Below are 24,121 nucleotides of genomic sequence, written 5' to 3' on the forward strand. Positions count from 1 at the left end.
GGCGGTTGATTTGGCGACGGACGGCATACGCCGGGTCACACCGCCGATCGGCGCCGGATCGCCGGGCCCAGGGCAAGGGCCGCGGCGGCGGCCACCAGGCCCATGCCGCCCACCACGAGCCAGACCACCTGCGGGCCCGCCTCAAGCAGCCGTGTCCCCACGAGGGGGGCCAGCAGGCCCCCGCCCGACCAGGCCAGGCCGTGCAAGCCCGAGTAGCGGCCGCGCAGGTGGGCGGGGGCGAGCACGGCGATGATCGTTCCCGCCACTCCCGCGGTGAAGACCTCGCCCAGCGTCCAGACGGCGACCGTGGCCGCGTAGCCGAGCGTGGAGGAGACGAACGCGGTCAGCGCGAGGCCGATCCCTACGCCGGTGAATCCGACGGCCAGCACCCTGGTCGGGTCCTTGCGGGACAACCACGTGTTGGTCAGCGGCTGCACGATCACGATGAGCAGGCCGTTGACCGCCATCGCCAGCCCGTACGCCCCGGCGGGCAGTCCCTGGCCGGTCATCGCCAGCGGCATCGTGGTGTAGGCCTGCAGGTAGACGAAGGCGTAGGTCAGCGACACGAGGAAGAACGCGACCATCACCCGGTCGCGCAGCACGTCGCGGAAGCTGCCCGGCGTGGCCTCGGACCGCTCCGGCCGGGTCTCCGGGATCGCCCGCCACACCAGCACCCCGAAGATCAGGCAGGTCACCGCGTCGACCCAGAAGAGTGTGGTGAAGCCCACGCTGACGAGCCAGCCCCCCGTGACCATCGCGATGGAGAACCCGAGGTTGACCGCCCAGAAGAGCAGGCCGAACGCCCGCGGCCTGTCCTCGGGGGAGACCAGGTCGGCGACCAGCGCCTGTGAGGCCGGCCGGTAGGAGTCGACGAAGACGCCGAGGGCGAGCATCCCGATGATCAGGCCGGGCACGCTCGTCGTGTAGCCGAGGATGACGAAGGTGACCGCGGTGGCGATCATGCCTCCCGTCAGCGTGACGCGGCGGCCGAAGTGGTCGGTCAGCCAGCCGGCGAACGGCTGCGAAAGCACGGATCCGAGGCCGAACGTCGTCATGACGACCCCGGCCATGGCGATGGACATGCCCCGCGCCTGGCTCAGGTAGATGCCGATGTAGGGCTCCACCATCGTCCCGAGCCTGTTCACCAGCGTTCCGGCGAAGAGCACCCAGAAGGGACGTGGCAGCCCGCCCGTCGCGCTGCGCAGGAACCCGGGCCTCTCGATCACAGTGGTCACAGGTCCCAGCGTTGGACAACGGCCGGGGGCGATGCCAATCTTTTAGCGCTGACTAAATCATTCGGGGCGGAGGCCTTCGGTGGCGGTCGAGTGGCTGTTCGGGCCCGACGACGTGGCGCGGCTGCGCTTCGCGTTCTCGCCGATGTGGGAGCTGGTCTCCTCCCTTCGTGTGCTCCGGACCCCGGCGCGCAATCCACTCCACCTGCCCTGGTTGCATGCCGTACGGCCACGCCTGCGTGACGTCGACATGTCCGAGCTGTTCGCGCTGGTGCCGGTCACCGGCTACATGCCCGACTTCCTCACCCCGCCGCCCGACACGCCTCTGCCGGACTTCACGGCCGAGCTCGACCGGGTCAGGAGCACCGATCCCGACCAGGCGGCCGACGAGGTGGCCTGGGTGCAGAGCCCCGATCCGCGGCTGGCCGCGCGCTTCCAGGACGATCCCGTCGCGGGCGTCCGGCGGGTGGCCGACCGGCTCCACGAGTACTGGAAGATCGCCTTCGAGGAGTTCTGGCCGGTGGTCCACGGGCTGCTGGAGGCCGACGTGCTGTGGCGCTCGCGCAGGCTCGCCACCGGGGGAGTGCGCGAACTGTTCGAGGACCTCCACCCCTCGGTGACCTGGCAGGGCGACCGGCTGGTCACCGCCAAGTTCCACGACCACACCGGATCGGTCGGAGGCGAGGGCCTGGTGCTGGTGCCGAGCGCGTTCTACTGGCGCGACGTCGCGATCATGTACGAGCCGTACCAGCCGATGCTGAGCTACCCGGCGCGGGGCATCGGCATGCTCTGGTCGTCCGAGGCCGCCTGCACGCCCGGGGCCCTGTCGGCGCTGATCGGCCGCAGCCGCGCCAGGATCCTCACCGCGCTGGAGGACGTGGCCTCCACCACCGCGCTCGCGCGGCGGCTCGAGCTCACCCCCGGGGCCGTGAGCCAGCATCTGGCCGTCCTGTCCGACGGCGGGCTCGTCACCCGCCAGCGACTGGGCCGCGAGGTCATGTACGGCAGGACCTCCATGGGAGACGCGCTCGTCAGAGGGGCCTGAGTGGCATTTCGCGCACTGTCGCGGGATGGCCCCTCACAATCCCTCGTAACGCCTGTGAAACACACAAGAGGCACACTGGTAGTCGACCAGACGTAGGTTCCCGGAGAGGTATGCCTTGGACCGCCAGCAGGAGTTCGTTCTCCGCACTCTCGAAGAGCGCGACATCCGCTTCATCCGGCTGTGGTTCTCCGATGTGCTCGGTTTCCTGAAGTCGGTGGCGATCGCACCGGCCGAACTGGAAGGCGCCTTCGCCGAGGGCATCGGGTTCGACGGGTCCTCGATCGAGGGCTTCTCCCGGGTGTACGAGTCAGACATGCTGGCCAAGCCCGACCCGGCCACGTTCCAGGTGCTGCCCTGGCGGAGCGAGTCGCCCGGCACCGCGCGCATGTTCTGCGACATCCTCATGCCGGACGGATCGCCCTCGCACGCCGACCCCCGGTGGGTGCTCAAGCGCACGCTGGCCAAGGCCGCCGACATGGGCTTCACGTTCTACACCCACCCCGAGGTGGAGTTCTTCCTGTTGCGCAAGCGGCCGGAGAAGGGCGACAAGCCCATGCCGATCGACGAGGGCGGCTACTTCGACCACACCCCGCACAGCGCCGGGCACGACTTCCGCCGCAACGCGATCATGATGCTGGAGTCGATGGGCATCTCGGTGGAGTACAGCCACCACGAGGGCGCCCCCGGCCAGCAGGAGATCGACCTGCGCTACGCCGACGCGCTGACCACGGCCGACAACATCATGACCTTCCGCCTGGTCATGAAGGAGGTCGCGCTGGAGCAGGGCGTGTGGGCCTCGTTCATGCCCAAGCCGTTCACCGAGTTCCCCGGCTCCGGCATGCACACGCACATGTCGCTGTTCGAGGGCGACCGCAACGCGTTCTACGAGCCGGGCGCCGACTACCAGCTCTCCAAGATCGGGCGATCGTTCATCGGCGGCCTCCTGAAGCACGCCGCCGAGCTCACCGCCGTCTGCAACCAGTGGGTCAACTCCTACAAGCGGCTGTGGGGCGGCGCGGAGGCCATCGCCGGCGCGGGCGGGGAGGCCCCCTCATACATCTGCTGGGGCCACAACAACCGCTCCGCGCTCGTCCGGGTGCCGATGTACAAGCCGCACAAGGGCGGGTCGACCCGGATCGAGTTCCGCTCGCTGGACTCCTCCTGCAACCCCTACCTGGCGTTCGCCCTGATCCTCGCGGCCGGTCTCAAGGGCATCGAGGAGGGCTACGAGATGCCTCCCGGCGCCGAGGACGACGTGTGGGCGCTGACCAGCGGGGAGCGGCGGGCGCTCGGCATTCAGCCGCTGCCGCAGTCGCTGGACGAGGCGATCTCGGTGATGGAGCGCAGCGAACTGGTCGCCGAGACGCTGGGCGAGCACGTCTTCGACTTCTTCCTCCGCAACAAGCGGGCGGAGTGGGCTGAGTACCGCCGCCAGGTCACCGAGTACGAGCTCGGCCGCTACCTGCCGATTCTCTGATCTCGCGCGCGACGTCCGCCGCCCGGGCCCGACGGCCCGGGCGGCCTGTTTCTTACCGTCATTGTCACGTCACAGATCGCTAACTATCGGGACATCCGCGACTGATTAGCTCTTCTCTGCAGGAAGAGTAAAATCCGGTCGGTTGTTACGCATGATGCGGATGGACCGTAACGAGACGTGACGTGGGGAGAGTGCGGTTTAATGACGGCGGCTGCGGGGCTGCGGACCGTTTTGATCGTGCCGGAGCGCTTCCGGGGGCCAGAGGGCACGGCGAACGGCGGATGGATCGCGGGGACGTTGGCGAGTTCGCTGACCGGGGGCGGTCACGACTCGGCCGTGGAGGTCACCCTGCATAAACCGGTCCCGCTGGAGACCGAGCTCGCGATCGAGCATGTGGGCAACACGGTCGCCCTCGTCCAGGGCGACCGCCATCTCGTCGAGGCGATCCCGGTGCTGGGGCAGGTGTTCGAGGCTCCGCCGTTCGTCGCGTTCAACGACGCGGCACGCGCGGAGGCGGGATTCCCCGGGCAGGTCCGGCACCCCATAGCGGGATGCTTCGCCTGCGGCCTGCGTGAACCGGGCGACGGGCTGCGGATCTTCCCCGGCCCGATCGAGGGCACCGACCTCGTGGCCGCCGGTTGGCGCGTTCCCGTCGGCGTCACCGACGAGAACGGCGTCGTGCCCGACTCGATCATCTGGGCGGCTCTCGACTGCGCCACCGGATGGGCCGGCTACCGGGCCGAGGGGTCCGACGGCGGTCCCGTGCAGCCGGTGGAGTCGGCCCTGCTCGGCCGCCTGACCGGTCAGGTGTTCGGCAGGGTCTACCCCGGAGGCAGGTACTCGGTCGTCGCGCGTGCGGTCGGCTCTGAGGGCCGCAAGCTCTTCGGCGCCAGCGCCGTGTACGAGGCCGACGGCACCCTGATCGCCGCCGCCGAGGCCACCTGGATCACCCCCCGCCCCTGACCCACCCCCCTGGGCGTGATCATGCAGAAGTTCGGGCGCAAGCCCTCTGGCCTGGCATCTCCCGAGCCGTGATCATGCAGAAGTTCGGGAGAATGCCGCCTGACCAGGCGATACGCAATTCGTGATCATGCACGGAATCGGGCGCAGGCCTTCTGGCCTGCGCCTTTTCCGTACCTGATCATGCACGCAGTCACTGCTCGGCGGTCAGGCGGTCGGCCACCACGGCGGCGCAGCGCGGATCGAAGAGGATCGTGTAGTGGTTGCAGTCGCCGATGAGCTCGTGCCGCATCTCCGGCAGGCGGGCCAGCCACGCCGCGGTCAGGTCCTCGGGAAGGAGGCCGCCCTCCTCGTTCAGCAGCCCGCGCGGAGCACGCAGCAGGGACAGCGGGGACTCGATCGCCTCGAGGGCCGCGGCGATCTCCTCAACCTCGACCCGGAACCAGCGCCCGTCCTGCCGTACGGCCTCCTCGCGCACACGTGACCTGACCGCGCCGCCGTCGAGGCCCTCACCGGTGGCGTCGTAGCGCACGTACTCCTCGACCGCGGAGGTCCAGTGGCCGACGAACGATGGATGGGCCCGGAAGAAGTCCAGGTAGGCCTCGATGCTCGGATACGTCTGCCTGAGCCGCTGGATGGCCGGGCCGAGGCTGGCCTCCTGCACCGCGTCGGGATCCGCGCCCGGCGGCATGGGCAGCGGCAGGCCGCCGTCCACGAGCACGACCCGCGCGTACCGCCGCTTGGCGCCGTGCAGCGCCGCGATGTAGGCCCCCAGCGAATGGCCGGTCAGCACGCTCGTCTCGTCGGCGCCGACGTGGTCGGCCACCAGGTCGAGGTCGTCGGCGTGGCGGGGCAGGCCGTACGGGCCGGAGGCGTCCGCGCTGTGACCGCGCCCGCGCAGGTCGGGTGCGACGAGTGACCAGCCGGGCGGCAGCGCCTCGGCGACGGTGCGCCAGGCCATGAGGGACGCCGTGATGCCGTGTGCCGCGAGGATGATGCGCGGTCCTTCGCCGAACCGGGCGATGCGGAGACGGCCGCCCGGGACGTTGACATGGTCGAATTGCATGTTTGAGACCGTACGACACGACAATGCCCCGGTATACCGCGTGATCGGACGTGTACTTAAGCTCGCCTCATGCGGGAACGAGTCGTGGTGATCGAGCATGAGGCCGAGGCGGGCCTGGGATTCGTCGGCGGGTGGCTGGAGGACGCCGGAGTCGAATGCCAGGTGGTCCGGCCGTACAAGGGGGAACCGGTTCCGGCGAGCGCGCCGGGCGGGCTGGTGGTCCTCGGCGGAGCGGCCTCCGCGTGGGACGACGAGGGGTACGGCTGGCTCCCGGCGACGAGGGCCCTCATCGCCCGTTCGGTCGAGGACGGCGTGCCGACCCTGGGCATATGCCTGGGTGCGCAACTCATGACCATCGCGTGCGGCGGCACGGTCGATCGAGGCGCGGAAGGCCTGGAGGTCGGGCTGACCGCCGTGGAGCCCCTTCCCGAAGCCGCCGCCGACCCGCTCTTCAGCCGTCTTCCCCGTCGCGTGCGTGCGGTGCAGTACCACTACGACGCCGCGACCGTGCTGCCCCCCGGCGCCGTACGACTGGTGACGGGCGAGCGCTATCCCAATCAGGCCTACCGGCTGGGCCCCAACGCGTGGGCCGTGCAGTTCCACCCCGAGGCGACGGCTGCGATCTTCCAGACATGGGCGGACGAGGGCGATCTGCCGCGTGACCTGGCCGCCGAGCTGAGCGCGGAGGTCGCGGCGGCGGAGGGCGAGCTCGAGGAGACGTGGCGCCCGCTCGGGGAGGCGTTCGCGGCCGTGACGCTCGGGTGGAGGGACGAGCAGGCCGTCGCGTGACACGCGATTGCGCCATGCCGGGCAGGTCGCAAGGGCGCGCGCAATCCGCGTGATGAGGTGATTACGCTGAGAAACCGCTAAGGACGTCGCACAAGGTCACGGGTTACCGTGTGCGCGGTGCCAGTCGGGGGCCGATCTCGGGCGAGGAGAGCTGTAATCCCATGTGTACCGTTACTGGGGAGCCCCACCACGGGTGGCCGGCGTGATCAACGTCGGCGTCGAGGAAGGAACGGTCGACACGGCGCCCCGGATCCAGACCACAGCAGGAAGGCTGGCCGCCCTCGGTTTCGCCGACGGCGCCCGCGCCGAGCGGCTGCTCGACGGGCTCGGCCCTGAAGCGGTCAGTGATTTCGAGCTGCTCGGCGACCTGGTCGCGGCGGCGGACCCCGACCTCGCTCTGAGCTCGCTCGACCGGCTGGTCGCGAGCGACCCGAGCGTGCTCGGCGCGTTCCGGGAGGATCCCGCGATGCGGCGCAGGCTGCTCGGCGTCCTCGGGCTGAGCGCCGCCCTCGGCGACCACGTCGTACGGCATCCAGGCTGCCTGCGGGTGCTCGTGAACGAAGGGCGGGCCACCGATCGGGAGCTCAGGGAGGAGCTCCTGCTGGCGGTCGGCGCCGACCCGGACGTGCCCGAGCCCGTCGCCGAGCCGCTCCCCGGCGTGGCCGGCTCCGGGTCTCCCGCCCTCGACGCGCTGCGGGTCGCCTACCGGGGCAGGCTGCTCCACATCGCCGGCCGGGACGTCACGGGTGAGGCGACGCTCGGTGATACCGCCGCCAACCTGGCCGACCTCGCGGGCGCGGCGCTCGACGCCGCTCTCGCCGTCGCGCGCGCGGAGGTCCCCGGCTCGGCCGACGTACGGCTGGCGGTCATCGGGATGGGCAAGTGCGGCGCGCGCGAGCTGAACTACATCTCCGACGTCGACGTCGTGTTCGTCGCCGAGCCCAAGGAGGGCGTCGACGAGACCAAGGCGCTGCAGACCGCCACCCGGCTGGCCCAGGCCATGATGAGGGCCTGCTCGGCCGGCACTCCCGAGGGCTCGTTGTGGGAGGTCGACGCCAATCTGCGGCCCGAAGGCAAGATGGGTCCACTCGTGCGGACCCTCGAAAGCCACCTCGCCTACTACCGCCGCTGGGCCAAGACCTGGGAGTTCCAGGCGCTGCTGAAGGCGCGGCCGGTCGCCGGAGACCTGGAGCTGGGCCAGCAGTACGTCGCCGCGGTCAACGAGATGGTCTGGCAGGCGGCGGCGCGCCCGCATTTCGTCGAGGACGTCCAGGCGATGCGCCGCCGCGTCGAGGCGCACATCCGCGCCGGGGAGGCCGAACGGCAGATCAAACTGGGGCCGGGGGGGCTGCGGGACATCGAGTTCGCGGTGCAGCTGCTCCAGCTCGTGCACGGCCGATCCGACGCCCTGCTGCGCCGCCGCGCCACCCTGCCCGCGCTGGCCGCGCTCGCCAGGGGCGGTTTCGTGGGGCGTGAAGACGCCAAGGCGCTCGCGGAGGCCTACACCTTCCTCCGCCAGGTCGAGCACATGATCCAGCTCCATCGGCTGCGCCGTACGCACGTGGTGCCCTCCGACCCCGCCGACCTGCGCAGGATCGGCCGGGGCCTCGGGATGACGACCGACCCGGTGGGGGAGTTCACGACGACGTGGAAGCGCCACGCCCTCGAGGTGCGGCGGCTGCACGAGAAGCTGTTCTACCGGCCTCTGCTGCAGGCGGTCGCCCGCCTGCCCGAGTCGGAGGCGCGCCTGTCGGCTGCGGCGGCCAAGGCCAGGCTGGAGGCGCTCGGCTACGCCGACCCGGACGGCGCGTTGCGGCACATCGCCGGGCTGACCAGCGGCGTCTCCCGGCGCGCCGCCATCCAGCGCACGCTGCTGCCCGTCATGCTCGGCTGGTTCGCCGACGCGCCCGACCCCGACGCGGGCCTGCTCGGGTTCCGGCAGGTCAGCGACAAGCTCGGCTCGACCCCCTGGTATCTGCGGCTGCTCCGCGACGAGACGGCCGTGGCCGAGCGGCTGGCCCGGCTGCTCGGGACCAGTCGCTACGTCACCGGGCTGCTCCTCCACGCGCCCGACGCGGTCGGCATGCTCGGCTCCGACAGCGAGCTCGCCGTACGGCCGGCCGCGACGCTCGCGGCCGAGGCGGCGGCCGCCGTCAGCCGTCACGGGCAGGACGCGGAGTCCGCCGTCGCCGCCATCCGCGCCCTGCGGCGCAGGGAACTGCTGCGCACGGCATGCGCCGACCTGTTCGGCGTGATCGACATCGAGGAGGTCGGTCAGGCGCTGTCGTCGCTGAACGACGTGACGATCCAGGCCGCGCTCGACGTGACGATCAACAAGCTGTGCGGGGGACGGCGGGAGGACTTCCCGACCCGTTTCGCGGTGATCGCGATGGGACGCCTCGGCGGGATGGAGAGCTCGTACGCGAGCGACGCCGACGTCATGTTCGTGCACTCGCCCCTGCCCGGCGTGGCGGAACGCGACGCCACCGACGCGGCCCACGCCGTCGCCGAGGAGATGCGCAGGCTGCTCACCCTCCCGGCGCCCGACCCGCCGCTGCAGATCGACGCCGGCCTGCGCCCGGAGGGGCGTCAGGGGCCGCTGGTGCGCACCATCGGGTCCTACCGGGCCTACTACGACCGGTGGTCGTCGCACTGGGAGGCGCAGGCGCTGCTGCGCGCGAGATTCTGCGCCGGAGACGCCGAGCTCGGCGCCGAGTTCACGGACCTCGTCGGCCCGCTCCGCCACCCGGCCGAGGGGGTCTCGCCGGAGGCCGTCAGGGAGATCCGCAAGCTCAAGGCGCGGATGGAGGCCGAGCGGCTGCCGAGGGGCGCCGACCCGACCCTGCACACCAAGCTCGGCAGGGGCGGGCTGACCGACGTCGAATGGGTGGCGCAGCTCCTCCAACTGCGGCACGCGGGAGCCGTCCCGGCATTGCGGACCACCCGGACCCTCGACGCCCTACGGGCCGCGGTCGCGGAGGACCTGCTGGCGCAGGCCGACGAAGCGGTGCTGGCCGAGGCGTGGCGCTTCGCCTCCCGGATCCGCGACGCCATCATGCTGGTGCGCGGCCGGGCGGCCGACAGCATTCCCGGCCTGGTCAAGGAGCGTGCGCTGATCTCCCGGGCACTCGGCTATCCGCCGGACGGCTCCGAGGACTTCATCGACGACTACCGCCGCGTCACCCGCAGAGCCAGAGCCGTCGCCGAGCGCGTTTTCTACGAAGACTGAATCCGGTATTTCTCAGGTCAGATCTGGATTATCTGAAACGTTGCGCACCCACGTTGCCACGGTGTATCAACGGTGCGGGTGATCTCATTGATCTCGTATTACATAGATCTGGCAATCGGTCTCATTCTCGCCTTCCTGCTCCTTTCCTTACTGGTCAGCGGGCTGAACGAAGGCATAGTCAGGCTGCTCGGCATCCGCAGCAAATTCCTGTGGGCCTATCTCCGCGACACCCTCGACGGCGCGGAGGCCGTGAACAAGGTGTCGTCGCTCGCCCGGATGGTGGAGCGCGTCCTTGAGACGCTGAAGGGGCTCGGGCGCAGGATGCGGCGTCCCTTGCTCGATCTGCTCCCGCCCGAGGACAGGGACGAGGGCCGCTCCCGGCTGCCCGCGACCGTGCTCGGAGTGTTCGCGAAGCTGCCGTTCGGCAAGGATCCGCGTCCCCCGTTCGCTCCCGTGCCCGCTCCGGTGGAGAGCCCTCCGCTGGCCGCCGCGCCGGGCACCGTCGCCGCCGAGCAGGTCGCCGACACGACGGTTCTGCCAGGATCGGCGCCGCAAGAGGCGGTGACCGCGGATCCCGCCGTCGCGGACCCGGCTCACCCGGCCGACCAGGCCGATCCCGAAGAACGTGCAGCACCGCAGGTGGCCGTCGCGGGACATGGCAAGTCGATGGCCGAGCTGCTGCACGAGCGGCTCCAGGAGATCGACCAGTCCAAGCGGGGCAAGACCACCATCGCCGAGATCCCGCCGTCCCGGTTCGCCGTGGCGCTCATGGAGATCGCCACCGAGCGGGGCGGAATCGAGCCGTTGATGGCCGAGCTCGACACGCTCAAGAGCCCGCTCTACCGGCCGCTGAAAGCCGTCTGGGACAAGGCCAACAATGACCTGGAGGCATTCAGGCGGGGCGTCGAGGAATGGTTCGACGGTGAGATGCAGCGGCTCTCGCTGCTTTACAAGCGGTACGTGCGCTGGGTCGTGGCCCTGCTCTCGCTGGTCGTCACCTTGTTCTTCAGCATGGACGCCCTCGAGTACGGCAAGACACTCCTGACCGACAGCGCCTACCGCAGCGCGGTCACGGCCTTCGCCGATTCCGGCCCGGAGGCGCTCGAACCGTTGCGGGAGCAGTGCGCGGCCGGGCAGGACACCTACACGTGCGTGACCGACGTGCTCAGCACGCCGGCGTTCGTCAAGATCTTCACCCACGCCCCGGTCAGCGCGACCATGGAGAGCTCCGGTCCCTCGTGGGCCTGGCATCCCGGTGGATGGTGGGACCGGCTGAGCTCGCTCGGTCACTGGCCGGGGTATCTGCTGACGCTGATCGCGATCCTCTTCGGCGCGCCGTTCTGGTGGGACATGCTGCGCCGGGTCACCGGCCTGCGCTCACGCCTGAGCAGCTCAGCCAAGCAGTAGCGGCTTCCCCGACGGAACGGCCGTCTCCCCCCGCGATGTGGGGGAGGCGGCCGTTCCGCTGTGTCGGACGATGTCCACCAGGCGGTTGATCGTTTTTCATTGGATGCATGTACAGTCAACAATTGTCACGAGACGGATCGAAGGTTCATGCGCGACCACATGCCACCGAGCCGCCGGCTGAGCGGTTCACGCGACAATGGCTTCGGGGCGGCCACCGCCCCGGCTGAGGCCATGATGCGAGTCAGTGAGGTGGACAAGGGTGTCGCCACGATCGGCGCGGGCCAACGAGGAGATGCGCGAGCAGTCGCGGGAACGCATCCTCGCCGCCGCTCTGGAGGTTTTCACCGAGAAGGGCTATCACAACGCCACGATCTCGGACATCACCGCCCGCGCCGGGGTCTCTCGTGGCTTGATCACCTACTACTTCCCAGGCAAGCAGATCCTCGTGGACCATCTCCTCGATCGCTACATCGACAGTGTGACCGCCATCCTGGACGTGACGGGGACGCCCGACGAGCGCCTGGCGGCGATCATCGACGGCGTCCTGCTCACCGTGGCGCAGACGTTGCCCGTGCAGCGGATGACGCTCAGCCTCGTGATCCATCCCTCCACGCACCCCCTTTTCGCGCAGGCGGAGGCGCGGAAGGAGGAACAGGTCGCCGGCCTGGAGGACGGTCTGCGCGACCTGTTCGCGGCGCGCGGCGCGGACGACCCGGCCCTCGAAGAAGTGATGTTCCGCAGCGTTCTCGAGGGTGTGATCTTCAAGGCCGCGGTCTATCAGGACGACTACCCCCTGGAGCGCGTCCGCCGCCGCCTGCACGCCATGTACGGGCTTCCCGCTCCGGAGTCCGCACTCATCCAGGACGACCCGCCGCCCGTCGGCCGCATGAGAGCCGCCAAAGCCGGCGAGTAGACCCGCCCCGGTCTCCCGCGGCGGGTGAGCACCCCCACGACGCAGGGAGACCGAGCGATGATCCGGCGCGCCGACGCCCCCGAACCGGCCGCGAAGACCGACGTCCTCCCCGGCCGCCAAGGCGAGCTGACGCGGTTGCGCGCGTTGCTGAGGGGAGGAGAGCCGGCCTTCGTCGTCGTGAGCGGGGAGCCCGGCATCGGCAAGTCCCGGCTGCTCTCGGCGTTCGCCGTGGCGGCCGCGTCCCACGAGGTTCCCGCGATGTCCGGGCGGGCCACGGAGACGGCGAGCGGCATGCCGTGGGCGCTGGCGGTGGACGCCCTCGAGCACGCCGACGGGCATCCGCAACTGGCCGCGCACGCCGAGTGGCTGCGGGCCCGCCTGGCCGTCACGCCGTCCCCCGGGGACGCCGCCCCGGTCATTCCCGTGGAGCGGCACCGGGTGCACCGGCAGTCGCGGGCCCTGCTGGAGGCCTCCGCGGAGCCGTACGGCCTGCTCGTCCTGCTCGACGACGTCCACTGGGCGGACGCGGCCTCGGTGGAACTCGTCGACTACCTCGTGCGGCATCCGGCGCGCAGGACCGTCGTCGTCCTGAGCGTCCGCACCGGACGCCTGCCGGCGGAGCTCGAACGGTCGCTCGCCGGATCGGTCGCGCCCGTCCTCCACATGCCGCTGGGCCCGCTGTCGCCGGAGGACGCGGAGCCGCTGATGCCGGCCGCGTCGCCGGCACACCGCCGCAGGTTGTACGGCATCGGCCGCGGCAACCCGCTCTACCTGGAGATTCTCAGCCAGTTGCCGGTCCATGCGGTGGACGAACTGGACGCGGCGCTCACCGGGTACGGCGGGCGCATCGGACTCGACGCCCTGATCGCCAGAGAGCTGGCCACGCTCCCTCCGCCGCTGGCGACGGTCGCCCACGCCGCGTCGGTCGCCGCCGACCCGCTCGATCCCGCGCTGGTCGCCGCCGTGGCCGCGATGGCCGGAGACGACGTGAGGGAGGCCCTGGACGAACTCGTCGCCCGGGACGTCCTGCGCGTCACCGACGGCACGCTGCGCTTCCGGCACCCGCTGGTCCGAGCCGCCGCGTACCGCATGGCCACCGCGACGTGGCGGGTCGCCGCCCATCTCCGCGCCGCCGATCATCTGGCCGGGCGGGACGCCCCGTTGTCGGTGCGCGCGGAGCACCTTTTCCACGGGGTGAGACCCGGCGACGTCGCCGGAGCGGACCTTCTCGCGGCGGCCGCGCTGCACTCGGTGGACATCGCCCCCGCGACGGCGATGCGATGGCTGCGCGCCGCCCTGTGGGCGCTGCCCGAAGGGCCGCCGAACGCCGAGCAGAGGAACGAGCTGCGGCTGGCGCTGGCCAAGGCCCTGAACGCGTCGGGCCGGTTCAACGAAGGGGGCGCCATCCTGCACGAGCTCGCCGCCGGCGAGGGACCGAGCCGTTATGCCGCTCTGGAGTGCCTCGGCGCCGCTGAGCGGGCACTGGGGAGGCTGCCCGAGGCCCGTGCCCTGCTCGCCGCCGAGCTGGCCAGGACTGGCGGCCCCGGCTCGCCCGATCACGTCGGCCTGCTGGTCGAGCTCGCCGCCATCGACATGCTCGAAGGGGACTGGCTGCGCGGAGCCGAGGGCGCCGCCGAGGCGCTGCGGTGCGTCGGCCCCGGCAGCCGTCCCGGGCTCACGGCCGTCGCAATGACGATGACGGCGCTCGCCGAGCTGTACCGGTGCCGTTTCGGCAGGGGCCTGACGCTGCTGGAGGAGGCGCGCCTGGCCGCCGACGCCCTGACCGACCTCGAACTCCGTGAGGATCTCGACCTCATGCCGGTGCTGGCCTGGGCCGAGTTCCTCGTCGACGAGCATCAAGACGCGCTCCGCCATGTGGAGCGCGGCCTGCGCACCGCCCGCAGGTACGGCCACGACCATGTGGTGCCCCAGCTCTACGTCGTGCGTTCCGTCGTCCACGGCCGGCTCGGCATGGTGCCGCAGGCGCTGACCGACGCCGAGGACGGCGAGGAGATCGCCCGGCACCTGGACAGCGCGGAGCTCTACACCTTCGTCGCGGCGATCAAGTCACTTCCCCTGTTGTGGCGGGAAGGTCCCGAAGCCGCGCTGCCGACGATCACGGATATGAGGGACGGGCACACGTTGCGCTCGGTGTGGTGGCGCGGCGTCGCCGACCAGACCGTGGCGGAGGCGCGCTTCCTCGCGGGCGACCCCTCGGGGTGCCGGGACGTGCTGGCGGGGCTCGGCTCCGACCCCGAGGGCCTCGGGCCGCACGCGCCGTCGGTGTACGCGTTGAGGGCGCAGGCCGAGGTCGCCTGCGGCGATGCGAAAGCCGGATGGGAGTGGTACCTGCGGGCGGCGGCGGTCACGGAGAGGGGCGTGTCGCGGGCGCAGCTCGGCTCCGTCGCCCGGGCCAGGGCGGTCATCGCCCAGGCCCGCGGCGACCACGCGGCGGGGGCGGACGCCGCACGGAAGGCGGTGAAGTTGTTCGCGGCCGGTTCGCGCCCGATCGACGAGGGACTGGCGCGCACGCTCCTCGCGGAACTCGCCTCCGCGCTGGGCGAGACGCGCACGGCGCAGCGCGAGCTCGGCGTGGCCAGGGAGTTGTTCGCCGACAGCGGCGCGTCGTGGCTGGCCCGGCAGGTGGGCCGCGAGCAGCGCCGGGCCGGGGCGCGGGTCAGACGCCGCTCGCCGGAGCCGGGAGGGCTGTCCGGCCGGGAGCGGGAGATCGCCGAGCTCGCCGCGCAGGGGCTGACCAACCGCCAGATCGCCGAGCGGCTGTTCCTCAGCCCCCGCACGGTGGAGACCCACCTGGCCAAGGTCTTCCAGAAGCTCGGCGTGAGCACCCGTACGGCTCTGGCCCATCGGCTGGCCGAAGCGCCGTGACGGCTCGCCCTGCGGCGGCGGAGAAATCACATGGACGGGTGGGCGGAGATCGGGTCACCGCCCACCCGCCCGGCGCGATCGCCTCACCGGTGTCGCACCTGGCGAGATCACGCGTCGCGGTGGTGGCTCAGCAGATCGTGATGGCCGAGAACACGGGGTGGCAGGCCACCTTGTCGGTGAGGCCGTTGCAGCAGCCGAGGCTCAGCGCCTTCTCGGTGCTCGCGGCGATGGCGTCGGTGAACGCGCCGCCCCCGAGCTCGATGGCTCCCGCGGGGTGGCCGGCGCCGCCGGAGACGGCCCGGCTCTCCGGGTCCTTCCAGTCGCGGATGAGGTCGTCGTACATGTCGTGCCTTTCTTGTCGTCGTACCGTCAGCGGGTCACACGCAGCCGCCGACGGTCAGCCCGCAGTTCTCCGGCGGCGTGGAGATGCAGGGGAGGGAGGGGCAGCATCCGATGGTGAGCACGTACTCGGTCCTCAGGGCGACGGGGTCGGTGAACGCACCGCCCCAGACCTCGATGGATCCGGAAGGATGCGCCGTCACATCGGGGAGGGCGGCTCTGGTCTCGGGGTCCTTCCAGTAACGAACGATCTCGTCACCGGGCATGCGGCACTCCCGGGGAGCGTTTCTGCGGGCGGCTCACTGGCAGCCCATGGTGATGTAGTTGCAGGAATCCATACCGGAGAAGCAGGTGTGGTACGAGGTGAAGCCGTTGCAGCAGCCGAGGCTCAGCGCCTTCTCGGTGCTCGCCGCGATGGGGTCGCCGAAGATGCCGAGCCCCAGTTCGATCGACCCGGCGGGGTGGTCGGCGCCGGAGACGGCTCTGCTTTCCGGGTCCTTCCAGTCGCGGATGATGTCGTTGCCGGACATGAGGATCACTTCCTTGCCGCGTGAAGGGATGTGCCGGAGGGGGACATGCGGGTGGCGGGGCGCCCGCCACCCGCATGTGCGCATGTCAGCCGGTGGGCTCGAGGTGGGGCTTGCAGCAGCCGACGCTCATGATCTGGCAGCTGCCCGCCCAGACCGTGTTGGAGCACGACGGCCAGCAGCTCGCGAGGGCGGTGGCCAGGCCCACGCACGGCAGGCTGGTGGTCTCGCCCTCACCACCGGTGATGCCGAGGTCGATGTCGCCGACGGGGTGCGCCGCACCGTCGGCGCGCAGCTCGGGGTTCTTCCAGGACTTGATCAGGTCCTGTGCTTCCTCCATCGACATGATGGATTCCTCTCTGTTTCGGGGGGTGATGCCTTTCACTCACGCGGCTCGGCCGTCGCCGCGAGCTCGGGGGAGCGGGGGGACACGCCCTCGCTCGATGGGGTTTCGCCGGCCGTGGACGAAACACGGGGTTCAGGGAAGTGCGGGCTGCGCGGCGGGAGTGAACGCCGCGTCCCCGAAGAGGCTGTGGTAGTCGCCGAGCCGGTCGAGCAGGTCCTCATGCCGGCCTCGCTCGACCACCTGTCCCTCGCGCACGACCACGATCTCGTCGGCGTTCCTGATCGCGCTGAGGCGATGGGAGATGACGATCCTGGTCACCCGGAGGGCGGACAGGGCCGTGTCCACCCGGCGCTCGGTCTCGGGGTCGAGGTGGCTGGTCGCCTCGTCGAGGATCAGCAGCCTGGGCTTGTGGACGAGCGCACGGGCGAGCGCCACACGCTGCCGCTGGCCGGCGGACAGTGACGCTCCGCCCTCGCCGACGGTGGTCTTGTATCCCATGGGCAGACGCAGGACGTCCTGGTGGAGCCCCGCCAAGGTGGCCGCTTCGACCACGTCGGCATCCGTGGCGTCGGGGCTGCCGAGCGTGATGTTGTCCCGGATGGTGCCGTTGAACAGGGACAACTCCTGGAGGACCGCGCCGCATCCCCGCCGGAGGTCCCCGAGGTCGAGGTCGTCGACCAGGACGCCGTCGTGGCGGATCTCTCCCGCCTCCCCCCTCAGCAGGCCGAGCACCAGCAGCGCCAAGGTGCTCTTGCCTGAGCCGGTACGGCCGACGACGCCGAGCTTGGCTCCCGGAGCCACGGTGAACGACACGCCGGAGACCACGGGCGCCGACTCGGGCGCGTACCGGAAGACGACGTCGCGTGCCTGCACGGAGACCGGCCGGCGGTCGGGGAGGGTCCGGTCGCCGCTCAGCTCGGCGGCCGAGTCGAGCACGTCGTAGATGCGCTCGATCTGGCCGCGCAACATGGACAGCAACTGGATGACGCCCACGAACCCCATCAGTGGGGAGAGCACGGACATGGCCAGGGTGTTCGCGGCGAGCATCGAGCCGAGCGTCATCCGGCCGCCGAGCACCAGCCATACCCCGCACCACAACAGGGCGAGCGGCGCCAGCACCGACAGGGCCGCCTGACCGCCCTCGAACCACGAAGTGGCCTTACCTCGGCGCACCATGGCCGTCTGGTAGGTGTCGAACAGCGTGCTCCAGCGTCGGCGCGCCTGTTCTTCGACGCCGTTGGCCTTCACCGGGAGAATCGCCTGCAGCGCTTCGATGAGATAGCTCTGCTCCTCGGCGCGGGTGGTCAGCTCCTGCTGTGAGAGCACGCGCACCCTGTTGTACGAGCTGAGCATCAGGCCGATCTGCATCGCCCCGAGCACGGCCACGATCACCGTGTACCACGGGCTGATCAGGGTCAGCGCGGTGACATACCCGATGAGCAGCACGCCGTCCAGCGACAGGGTCAGCACCTGCTGGGTGACCGCCTCCCTGCCCGCCGACACGCTGCTCAGCCGCATCAGCAGGTCGCCCCGGCTCCGCTGGAGGAAGAACCCGAGCGGCAGCCGTAGGAGATGGGTCACGAACCGGCCGATCAGCCGCCTGTCCGCCTTGGCCCGGAGCGCGAGCAGCAGCCGGGCACGGAAGAGGCTGAGCGCACCCTGCAGAACGACGATCCCGAGCACGCCGGCCCCGAGAATCCAGAGGAGGTCGTGACGCCCGTCGGGGACGAGATAGTCGACGGCGAACTTGGTCGCCAGCGGCAGGGACAGTCCGAGGATCTGCAGGCCCGCCGCCAGGAGCAGGATCGACAGCAGGATGCGCCGCCCACCCCGCACCCCGACGAACTCCCGCAGGTAGCGGACGAGGATACGCTGCCGCCAGGGAGTGCGTCGCCGGACGAAATCCTCGCCTGGTTCGGCGTCGACGACCACCCCGCCGTACTCGTCGGAGAACTCCTCGCGGGTGAGCGTGCGCCGGCCGCGCGCGGGGTCGGCCACGCGCACCTTGGACCCGGTGGCCCGCTCGAGCACCACGTAGTGGTGTTTGCTCCAGTACGCGATGACGGGCCGGGTCAGCGGCCTGGCGAGCAGGTCCTCGACGCGTTCCGCGGTGGCACGCATCCCGAGTTTCCCGGCCGCCGCGACCAGGCTCTCCGGTGAGACGCCGTCGCGTCCCGGCTCGAGCAGGTCGCGGCATTCGGAGACCGACGTGTCCCTGCCGTGGTGGCTGAGCACCATGGCCAGGCACGCCGCACCGCATTCGGTGCGGGTCATCTGGAGACGAACGGGAACACGATGGCGCACGGCTGCTCCTCAGTGGGGATGCGCGAAGGACCAGGGGACCGAGGGGAGGGGGGAACGTCAGCCGGCAGGGGGTTCGAACAGCAGGACCGAAGGAACCCGGTCGGGGAAGGCATGGCGCATCAGGCCGTATCCGATGCCGGACAGGCCGCTCATGAAACCGGGGGTGGGCACACCGGCGGGCGTGCCGCATCGCGGGCCGGACTCGAGCTGGCCGAGGACGACGCCGAGCCGGCGGTCGCGTTCTTCGACCAGGTCGCCACGTCCTGCGGCGATCGCCGCGGTCAGCAACTCCATGTTGCCGAGCTCCCCGTGGCACAGGCTGTGCCCGTTGAATCCGGGGGAGACGGCCAGGTAGGAGGCGAGGGCGAGGTCGAGGTCGGCCGACAGGCCTTCCCGCTCCGCGAGGCCGTTTCCGGCGTGCCGCAGCAGATCGGCACGGACCATGCCGACCCCCGGCGCGCCGTGGCACCACGCCTGCATGTGCGGGATGAAGGTTTCGTCGGCGATCTCAGGGGTGTCCCGGTAGTCGGGCCAGTTGTGCACGCCCTCGTCGTAGAGGCCGCGTTCGTAGGTGAAGGCTCCGAGTGCGGCCTCCGCGTAAGGAGACGCCGGTCCGCCGGCGGAACCGGACACCGCCGCGAAACGGGCCAGGGCCCACCCGATGCCCGAGGCCCCGTGGGAGAACCCGGCGAGGGGCTTGATCGCGGGGACCGTGCCCTGCCAGGCGAGGCCCACCTCCTGCGGCCGGGCCGCCTCGAGGAGGCGATCGGCACATGCGTGGGCCAGTCGCATCGCGAGGGGCAGGCCGGTCGCGGCGTGTACGGCCAGCAGCGCGGCGAGGCCACCTGCCGCACCGCCAATGACGTCGAGTGATTTGTCGTCCGCGATGGAGAAGGCAAGCGGTGCCAGGAGCGGTTCGATCAGGTCGAGCAAAGCCGGATCGTCCAGATCTCGCGCGATGTGGACCAGCGCGTACGCCAGGCCGCTGTTCCCGGTGTAGGCACCCAGCGGCAAGGGCTCCTCACCTGGGGACATGCCGGCCACGGATTCGACGATCTCCGCCACGGGCTTCAGCGAACGACGGGCGAGGTCGGCGTAGCGGTCGTCGCCGGTGAGCCTCGCCGCCTGGGCGAGGAACATGGCGACGCCCGCGACGCCGCTGTAGAGATCCGTCCGCAGCGGGTTGATCACCCACCGGGTTTCCTGGATCAGGTCGATCCCGAGCCAGTTGACCCGAGTGCCGTCGGTGTGGGCCAGGTCGGCCACCTGGTCGGCGATCGCGCGCACGGCGGCCGTCACCCGCCCGGGGTCGACGGCCTCCCGGCTTTGCGGCGCGGAACGCGTGCCGGGCTGCGGGTCGTACGCCGCGATCGCCGTCGCCTGGTCGGGGCGGGTCGCCATCGAAGCCTCGATGATCCACTGCTGTAGTGCCAGATCGCCTGGGGCCATCGCCTGGATCTTGCCGGCCGCGTGGGCGAGGCATTCCCGGTACAACATTGCGGGAATTCGCACGCCCTGCCCGTTCCACACGTCGCGTGTCGCCGGCCGGGTGACGAACATCGGGATGTCGCCTGTCCAGAGTTCTTCGATCTCCAGATGCGCCACGGGCAGACGCACCGGGTCCTTGGCGGACAGCGCCCAGAGGAAGTCGAACACCCGATCCCGATCGAGTGCGTCGCGCAGGACGTCCGGATGCGTGGACTCCGTCAGAAGGGTTCCGTATATGCGGGTGGCCCGGACGACCACGCGGATCTCGTCGTCGGCGAAGCGCTCCAGCAGTCCCTCCGGACCGAGGAGTTCGGACCGGTGCGCGACGATGGCCTCGTACCCCGCCCGGAAACCTTCGATGAGCTCGCTGGAGAAATGTCCCGGGTTGACGGCGTGGCCGTCCATGGACGGACGGTTCTGGCTGCCGGGGAAGGTGAGGTGTTCCCGTACGAGATGCATCTCGTCGGTCCCCGCCGCGGACCAGTTGGCGGTCTTGAAAGGCATCGTCTGGCCGGCGTCCGCTCCCACACCGCCCAGGTCCATGACTTCGCCGTCCTCGCTCCACACCACGGACGGGAGGAGACCCACGCGGGAGACGGAGTCGGAGAGAACGGCGGCAGCCGGATCGGAGTCCAGCCAGGAGAAGCCCGAAGGGTTGGGCAATTCTGGATGGAACACGGATTCGAGGTCGACGAGGATGGGCTGGTCGCCGCTGGCGATGAGGTTCTCGTAATGGAAGTCCACCCCGTCGAGCGCATAGAGCATCGCCAGCAGGGACCCCTGGCTGCGGTAGAACCGGCGGATGCCCTGGAGATCCGTGCCCGGGTCGTATTCGACGAATCCCACCCAGCCGTACGCACCGCTGTCCACGACGGTGAGCGTGCGCAGGCCGTAGCCGGGCAGGTGGCCGTTCAGCCAGCCGATGACGTCGTTGACGTGCCGGTGGACGGACAACCGCCGGGGTTTGTACACCAGGCGTGCGCCGTTCTCGAAGCGCAGGATGCCGACCGATCGGCCGCCTTGGTGGGAGTCTCCGACGCCGCCCATCTTCGCTTCGGCGAGGCGGCCAGGGTCCACGCCCTCGAAGACCGACGTGACGACCTCGGCGCGGTCTTTCGCCAACCGGGCGAGCATCTCCAGGAGCGCCTCCACTGCCTGGTCGCACGACTGGGCGAGCAACCGCGCCAGGACCACGTATTCGGCCACCAGCTCCGTGAGCGAGTTTCTCGAGGAGAAGTGCTCCACGAACGACCAGAAGCGTTGCTGCGCATCGTCGCCGTGAAGCCGCTTGGTGACGCGCAGCACGTTGAGTTCGAGGACCAGCGTGCGCGAGGCCGTCATGGCCAGGCTCTCGCTCAGCTGAAGGCCCAACTGACGGGCGAGCTCGTGCACATCCGCGATCTCGTCCAGTCCGTCGGCGTGTGCGGACTCGGTGAACCGCGAAACGGAGAAGTCCACAAAGGGCGAGACGATCGACAGGAATCCGGCCTGCCAGGCCACCTCGCCGTCGGGGGGCGTCACGATCGCCGGGCCCTGGCCAGGAACCATGCCGCGCAGGACGGCTTCGACGGTGTCCGCCCAGGCCGGCCGGGCCGTCGCCGACGTCGCACGCGCGGCGAGCAGACGGGGGTCCTCGGCGAGCAGCGCCAGCAGTCCGTCGCGGTCAAGCCCGCGCTCGGCGAGGAGCCGTGCGAAGTGACCGTCCTTGCCGATCCCGTAGGAGTTCTCCCAGCGGTCCAGCCTCCGGCGGGCGCGTTCCAGCCGCTCACCCTCCTCGGGACTCGCCGGACGACCGGGCAGCCGCAACCGCTCCGCCAGCGAGAGACCCGCCGCCCACCAGTGCGCCGGCAGTTCCACCGTCACGGCATCCGGCGACAAGACGGAAGCGGACGAATGTGCATCGACAGAACCAGCCTGGGGCATGGTGATTCCTCACGGTCGATCCAGCGGTCGAAGCCCCAGATCGGGCCATACGGTTCGATCTGCGAGCGAGATCAGCATGAATTGACCGCCGCGAGGGAGCATCCGTTGAACTACGTAGTCACCGACGAGCCCGGCGCCGCCACGTACGGCTACCGTCCGTTCCCGTTGTCCGCCTGTTCTGATCACAGACGGTCACAGCCGGGGCTCGGTACGTGCCCGCCGTCACGGCAGCGCCGTACGGCGGTAGCTGATGACGTGACCGTTCTGTGGTGGTGGCCTCGTAAGGGACAGAACCGGTGGTCAGGCGGGCTGCTCGATCTCGCTGCGAAATTCCTCGAATTCCGCCTCGGCCTCGTCGCGTGACCTGAAGTAGACGACGATCTGCCCGAAGGTGTCGTCGTCGGCCCAGACGCACACCCCTGCGGGCACGTCGTCGATGTCGGCGTCGGCGCACGCGGCGGCGCCGCCGAACGGTCCGGTCTCGGTCGGCCTCATGTTCGTGACCTTCGCACCGCTGTCCGCCAAGCCGGCGAAGCTTTGGCGGACCACCACAGCCGAGGTGGCCATGCTGGCCGACAAGCCCGTGATCATGATCACGTCCTGCTTATCCGGGATGCCGTAGAAGGCGGAGATCGCGCCGGTCGCGTTCGGCGCCTGCTTCTTCAGCCGGGCGACCTGCTCGTCGGCCGTTGCCTGGAAGTCGGGATCCGTGATCCTGGCCCTGCCGGCGAGCGTCTGCGGTACGACGACATGCGAGTGGTCCATGTCGGTGTCTCTCCCGAAGTACAGCCCCGCTGCGACGGCGCCTGTCAGCACGGCGAAGACGATGACACCGACGCAGCCGAATGACCGGAGGCCTTCGTTCGGATAGCCCGGCAGGCCGGACGAATAGGACAAGGGTTTCTCCGCACGTCGGCTCGAAGCTCTTCAGAGCGTGCCGATCTTACTGATCTTCTTTCTGTATGTCGCCACAAAATAGGGCGCGGGACCTCAGTCGAAGCGTATGTGCTTGACCCCCGTCCAGGCCCGCCGGAGGCGCCCGCGTCCGGCGTTGTCCGTGTTCGGGGTGAGGATCAGCCCGGCCGAGGAGGCGATGTGGTCGGCGACCTGAGGGATCGTGAGGCGGTCTGTCCACACATGCTCGGCGAACTCCGCCTGACGTAGGCGTTCCAGACAATGGTCGATTTTCGACACGGCGAAGCTCTCGCGTCGCAGTGGGGCGTCCCGACCCGCGACGAACTGCATGACGTGCCCGAAATTGCGCTCACGCAGTCGTTGGAGCACCGTATTGCGGTCTGCCAGCAGCGCGAAGTGCCTGACGTCATGACCGCGTTCCCGGAGCCGGCCGATGATCTGATGGAAGTAGGCGGGCTCCACGAGTGTCATCGGGGCGATCACCGTGCCGTCGTGCTTGGTGAGGGCCAGGTCGAGCACCTCGTACACGCCCTGCCGCCAAGCCGGAAGGTCCTGGAAATCGCCGCGCAGGAGCGGGGGCATCATTCGATGGAGGCCGAAGCCGACATGCTCGGGGTCACAGATGACGCTGCCGGGTAGCCTTCGCTCGATCTCGTGCGCGGTCTGCGTCTTGCCGCCGCCGAAGGGGCCGTTGATCCACAAGAGCATTCACCGACTCTATGCCGAGGAGGCCCTGCCCCGCCGGGCCCACCACCTCCGAGTGGCGAACGCGGCGAACACGGCACCCGCTGCGTTCAGGATCACGTCGTCCACAGAGCTCACCCGTCCGATCCGCAAGGCGTACTGAAGGATCTCGACGGTGAGCGAGGCGGTGGCCGCGACAGCGGCAACCGCTGTGAGCGAGGCGAAGCGCGCCGAACGGACCGGGAGCATCGCACCGAGTGCCGCGAAGACCAGGAGATTGCCCGCGACCTGTACGACTGCCGCACCCGGCGGCATCCGCGTGATCTGGTCCGCCAGGTCGACCAGGGGAATGAGCTGCACACCCTGCCCTGCCCCAGGCGTGAGGATCATCCAGATCCAGGGAGCGGTTCCGGCCACGACGGCGACGTCCGCCACAGCCGTACGGCGGGGAGAGGGATGTCCCCGGCGGCTGCGGTGACGTGCGAGGAGAAGCGCGACGAGAACTGCTAGGGGAACGGCCAGGAGGGCCGCGATGACGACGAGCCCCCACGCGTTCCATGCCTGGTGCATTCGATCATGATGACAGGCCAC

19 protein-coding genes are annotated in these 24,121 nt (G+C 70.3%); 8 read left to right on the forward strand and 11 right to left on the reverse strand.

Annotated elements, in window-relative coordinates; all coding sequences use genetic code 11:
- Nucleotides 1-35 precede the first annotated feature (35 nt).
- A complete protein-coding gene (locus Pth03_RS18625) occupies nucleotides 36-1,235 on the reverse strand; it encodes an MDR family MFS transporter (RefSeq protein ID WP_239119150.1) in 1,200 nt (399 codons plus the stop codon).
- 79 nt (nucleotides 1,236-1,314) lie between these two features.
- Here Pth03_RS18625 and Pth03_RS18630 point away from each other — a divergent pair, with 79 nt between their 5' ends.
- From Pth03_RS18630 to Pth03_RS18640, 3 genes are all read left to right on the forward strand, one after another.
- Nucleotides 1,315-2,277: a DUF5937 family protein gene (locus tag Pth03_RS18630; RefSeq protein ID WP_239119151.1), complete on the forward strand. Its 963-nt coding sequence runs from the start codon at nucleotides 1,315-1,317 to the stop codon at nucleotides 2,275-2,277.
- A gap of 115 nt (nucleotides 2,278-2,392) precedes the next feature.
- Nucleotides 2,393-3,754, forward strand: coding sequence for a type I glutamate--ammonia ligase (gene glnA / locus Pth03_RS18635; RefSeq protein WP_203945566.1), 1,362 nt, complete (start codon nucleotides 2,393-2,395; stop codon nucleotides 3,752-3,754).
- Between the two features lie 201 nt (nucleotides 3,755-3,955).
- A complete protein-coding gene (locus Pth03_RS18640) occupies nucleotides 3,956-4,717 on the forward strand; it encodes a hotdog fold domain-containing protein (RefSeq protein ID WP_203945567.1) in 762 nt (253 codons plus the stop codon).
- Between the two features lie 190 nt (nucleotides 4,718-4,907).
- Here Pth03_RS18640 and Pth03_RS18645 read toward each other — a convergent pair whose 3' ends face one another.
- Nucleotides 4,908-5,780, reverse strand: coding sequence for an alpha/beta hydrolase (locus Pth03_RS18645; RefSeq protein ID WP_203945568.1), 873 nt, complete (start codon nucleotides 5,778-5,780; stop codon nucleotides 4,908-4,910).
- A 69-nt stretch (nucleotides 5,781-5,849) separates the two neighbouring features.
- On the opposite strand from Pth03_RS18645, the gene Pth03_RS18650 reads away from it, so the two are divergent.
- From Pth03_RS18650 to Pth03_RS18670, 5 genes are all read left to right on the forward strand, one after another.
- Nucleotides 5,850-6,569, forward strand: coding sequence for a type 1 glutamine amidotransferase (locus Pth03_RS18650; RefSeq protein ID WP_203945569.1), 720 nt, complete (start codon nucleotides 5,850-5,852; stop codon nucleotides 6,567-6,569).
- Nucleotides 6,570-6,771: 202 nt separating this feature from the next.
- A complete protein-coding gene (locus Pth03_RS18655) occupies nucleotides 6,772-9,798 on the forward strand; it encodes a bifunctional [glutamine synthetase] adenylyltransferase/[glutamine synthetase]-adenylyl-L-tyrosine phosphorylase (protein ID WP_239119167.1) in 3,027 nt (1,008 codons plus the stop codon).
- Between the two features lie 78 nt (nucleotides 9,799-9,876).
- Nucleotides 9,877-11,205, forward strand: a complete 1,329-nt coding sequence (locus tag Pth03_RS18660) for a hypothetical protein (RefSeq protein ID WP_203945656.1) — start codon at nucleotides 9,877-9,879, stop codon at nucleotides 11,203-11,205.
- A 259-nt stretch (nucleotides 11,206-11,464) separates the two neighbouring features.
- A complete protein-coding gene (locus Pth03_RS18665) occupies nucleotides 11,465-12,118 on the forward strand; it encodes a TetR/AcrR family transcriptional regulator (RefSeq protein WP_203945570.1) in 654 nt (217 codons plus the stop codon).
- A gap of 57 nt (nucleotides 12,119-12,175) precedes the next feature.
- Entirely contained in the window at nucleotides 12,176-15,004 is a 2,829-nt protein-coding gene (locus Pth03_RS18670) for an ATP-binding protein (protein ID WP_203945571.1), read from the forward strand.
- Nucleotides 15,005-15,131: 127 nt separating this feature from the next.
- Here Pth03_RS18670 and Pth03_RS18675 read toward each other — a convergent pair whose 3' ends face one another.
- The 9 genes from Pth03_RS18675 to Pth03_RS18715 form a co-directional block, all read right to left on the reverse strand.
- Nucleotides 15,132-15,347 carry a hypothetical protein gene (locus Pth03_RS18675; RefSeq protein ID WP_203945572.1) on the reverse strand — a complete coding sequence of 72 codons (216 nt, stop codon included), beginning with the start codon at nucleotides 15,345-15,347 and terminating at the stop codon, nucleotides 15,132-15,134.
- 34 nt (nucleotides 15,348-15,381) lie between these two features.
- Nucleotides 15,382-15,609, reverse strand: a complete 228-nt coding sequence (locus tag Pth03_RS18680) for a mersacidin/lichenicidin family type 2 lantibiotic (RefSeq protein WP_203945573.1) — start codon at nucleotides 15,607-15,609, stop codon at nucleotides 15,382-15,384.
- A 33-nt stretch (nucleotides 15,610-15,642) separates the two neighbouring features.
- The gene (locus Pth03_RS18685) at nucleotides 15,643-15,873 is read right to left on the reverse strand and encodes a hypothetical protein (RefSeq protein ID WP_203945574.1); all 231 of its coding nucleotides are present in this window, start codon (nucleotides 15,871-15,873) and stop codon (nucleotides 15,643-15,645) included.
- Nucleotides 15,874-15,958: 85 nt separating this feature from the next.
- Entirely contained in the window at nucleotides 15,959-16,216 is a 258-nt protein-coding gene (locus Pth03_RS18690; protein ID WP_203945575.1) for a hypothetical protein, read from the reverse strand.
- Between the two features lie 132 nt (nucleotides 16,217-16,348).
- Entirely contained in the window at nucleotides 16,349-18,520 is a 2,172-nt protein-coding gene (locus Pth03_RS18695; protein ID WP_275413137.1) for a peptidase domain-containing ABC transporter, read from the reverse strand.
- Nucleotides 18,521-18,577: 57 nt separating this feature from the next.
- The gene (locus Pth03_RS18700; RefSeq protein ID WP_203945577.1) at nucleotides 18,578-21,886 is read right to left on the reverse strand and encodes a type 2 lanthipeptide synthetase LanM family protein; all 3,309 of its coding nucleotides are present in this window, start codon (nucleotides 21,884-21,886) and stop codon (nucleotides 18,578-18,580) included.
- A gap of 345 nt (nucleotides 21,887-22,231) precedes the next feature.
- A complete protein-coding gene (locus tag Pth03_RS18705) occupies nucleotides 22,232-22,828 on the reverse strand; it encodes a hypothetical protein (RefSeq protein ID WP_203945578.1) in 597 nt (198 codons plus the stop codon).
- Between the two features lie 93 nt (nucleotides 22,829-22,921).
- Nucleotides 22,922-23,554 (reverse strand): AAA family ATPase, encoded by a 633-nt coding sequence (locus Pth03_RS18710; protein WP_203945579.1) that lies wholly within the window; start codon nucleotides 23,552-23,554, stop codon nucleotides 22,922-22,924.
- Nucleotides 23,555-23,563: 9 nt separating this feature from the next.
- Nucleotides 23,564-24,100: a VanZ family protein gene (locus Pth03_RS18715; RefSeq protein WP_203945580.1), complete on the reverse strand. Its 537-nt coding sequence runs from the start codon at nucleotides 24,098-24,100 to the stop codon at nucleotides 23,564-23,566.
- Nucleotides 24,101-24,121: the final 21 nt, after the last annotated feature.

Source organism: Planotetraspora thailandica, from assembly GCF_016863335.1.
Lineage (GTDB): Bacteria > Actinomycetota > Actinomycetes > Streptosporangiales > Streptosporangiaceae > Planotetraspora > Planotetraspora thailandica.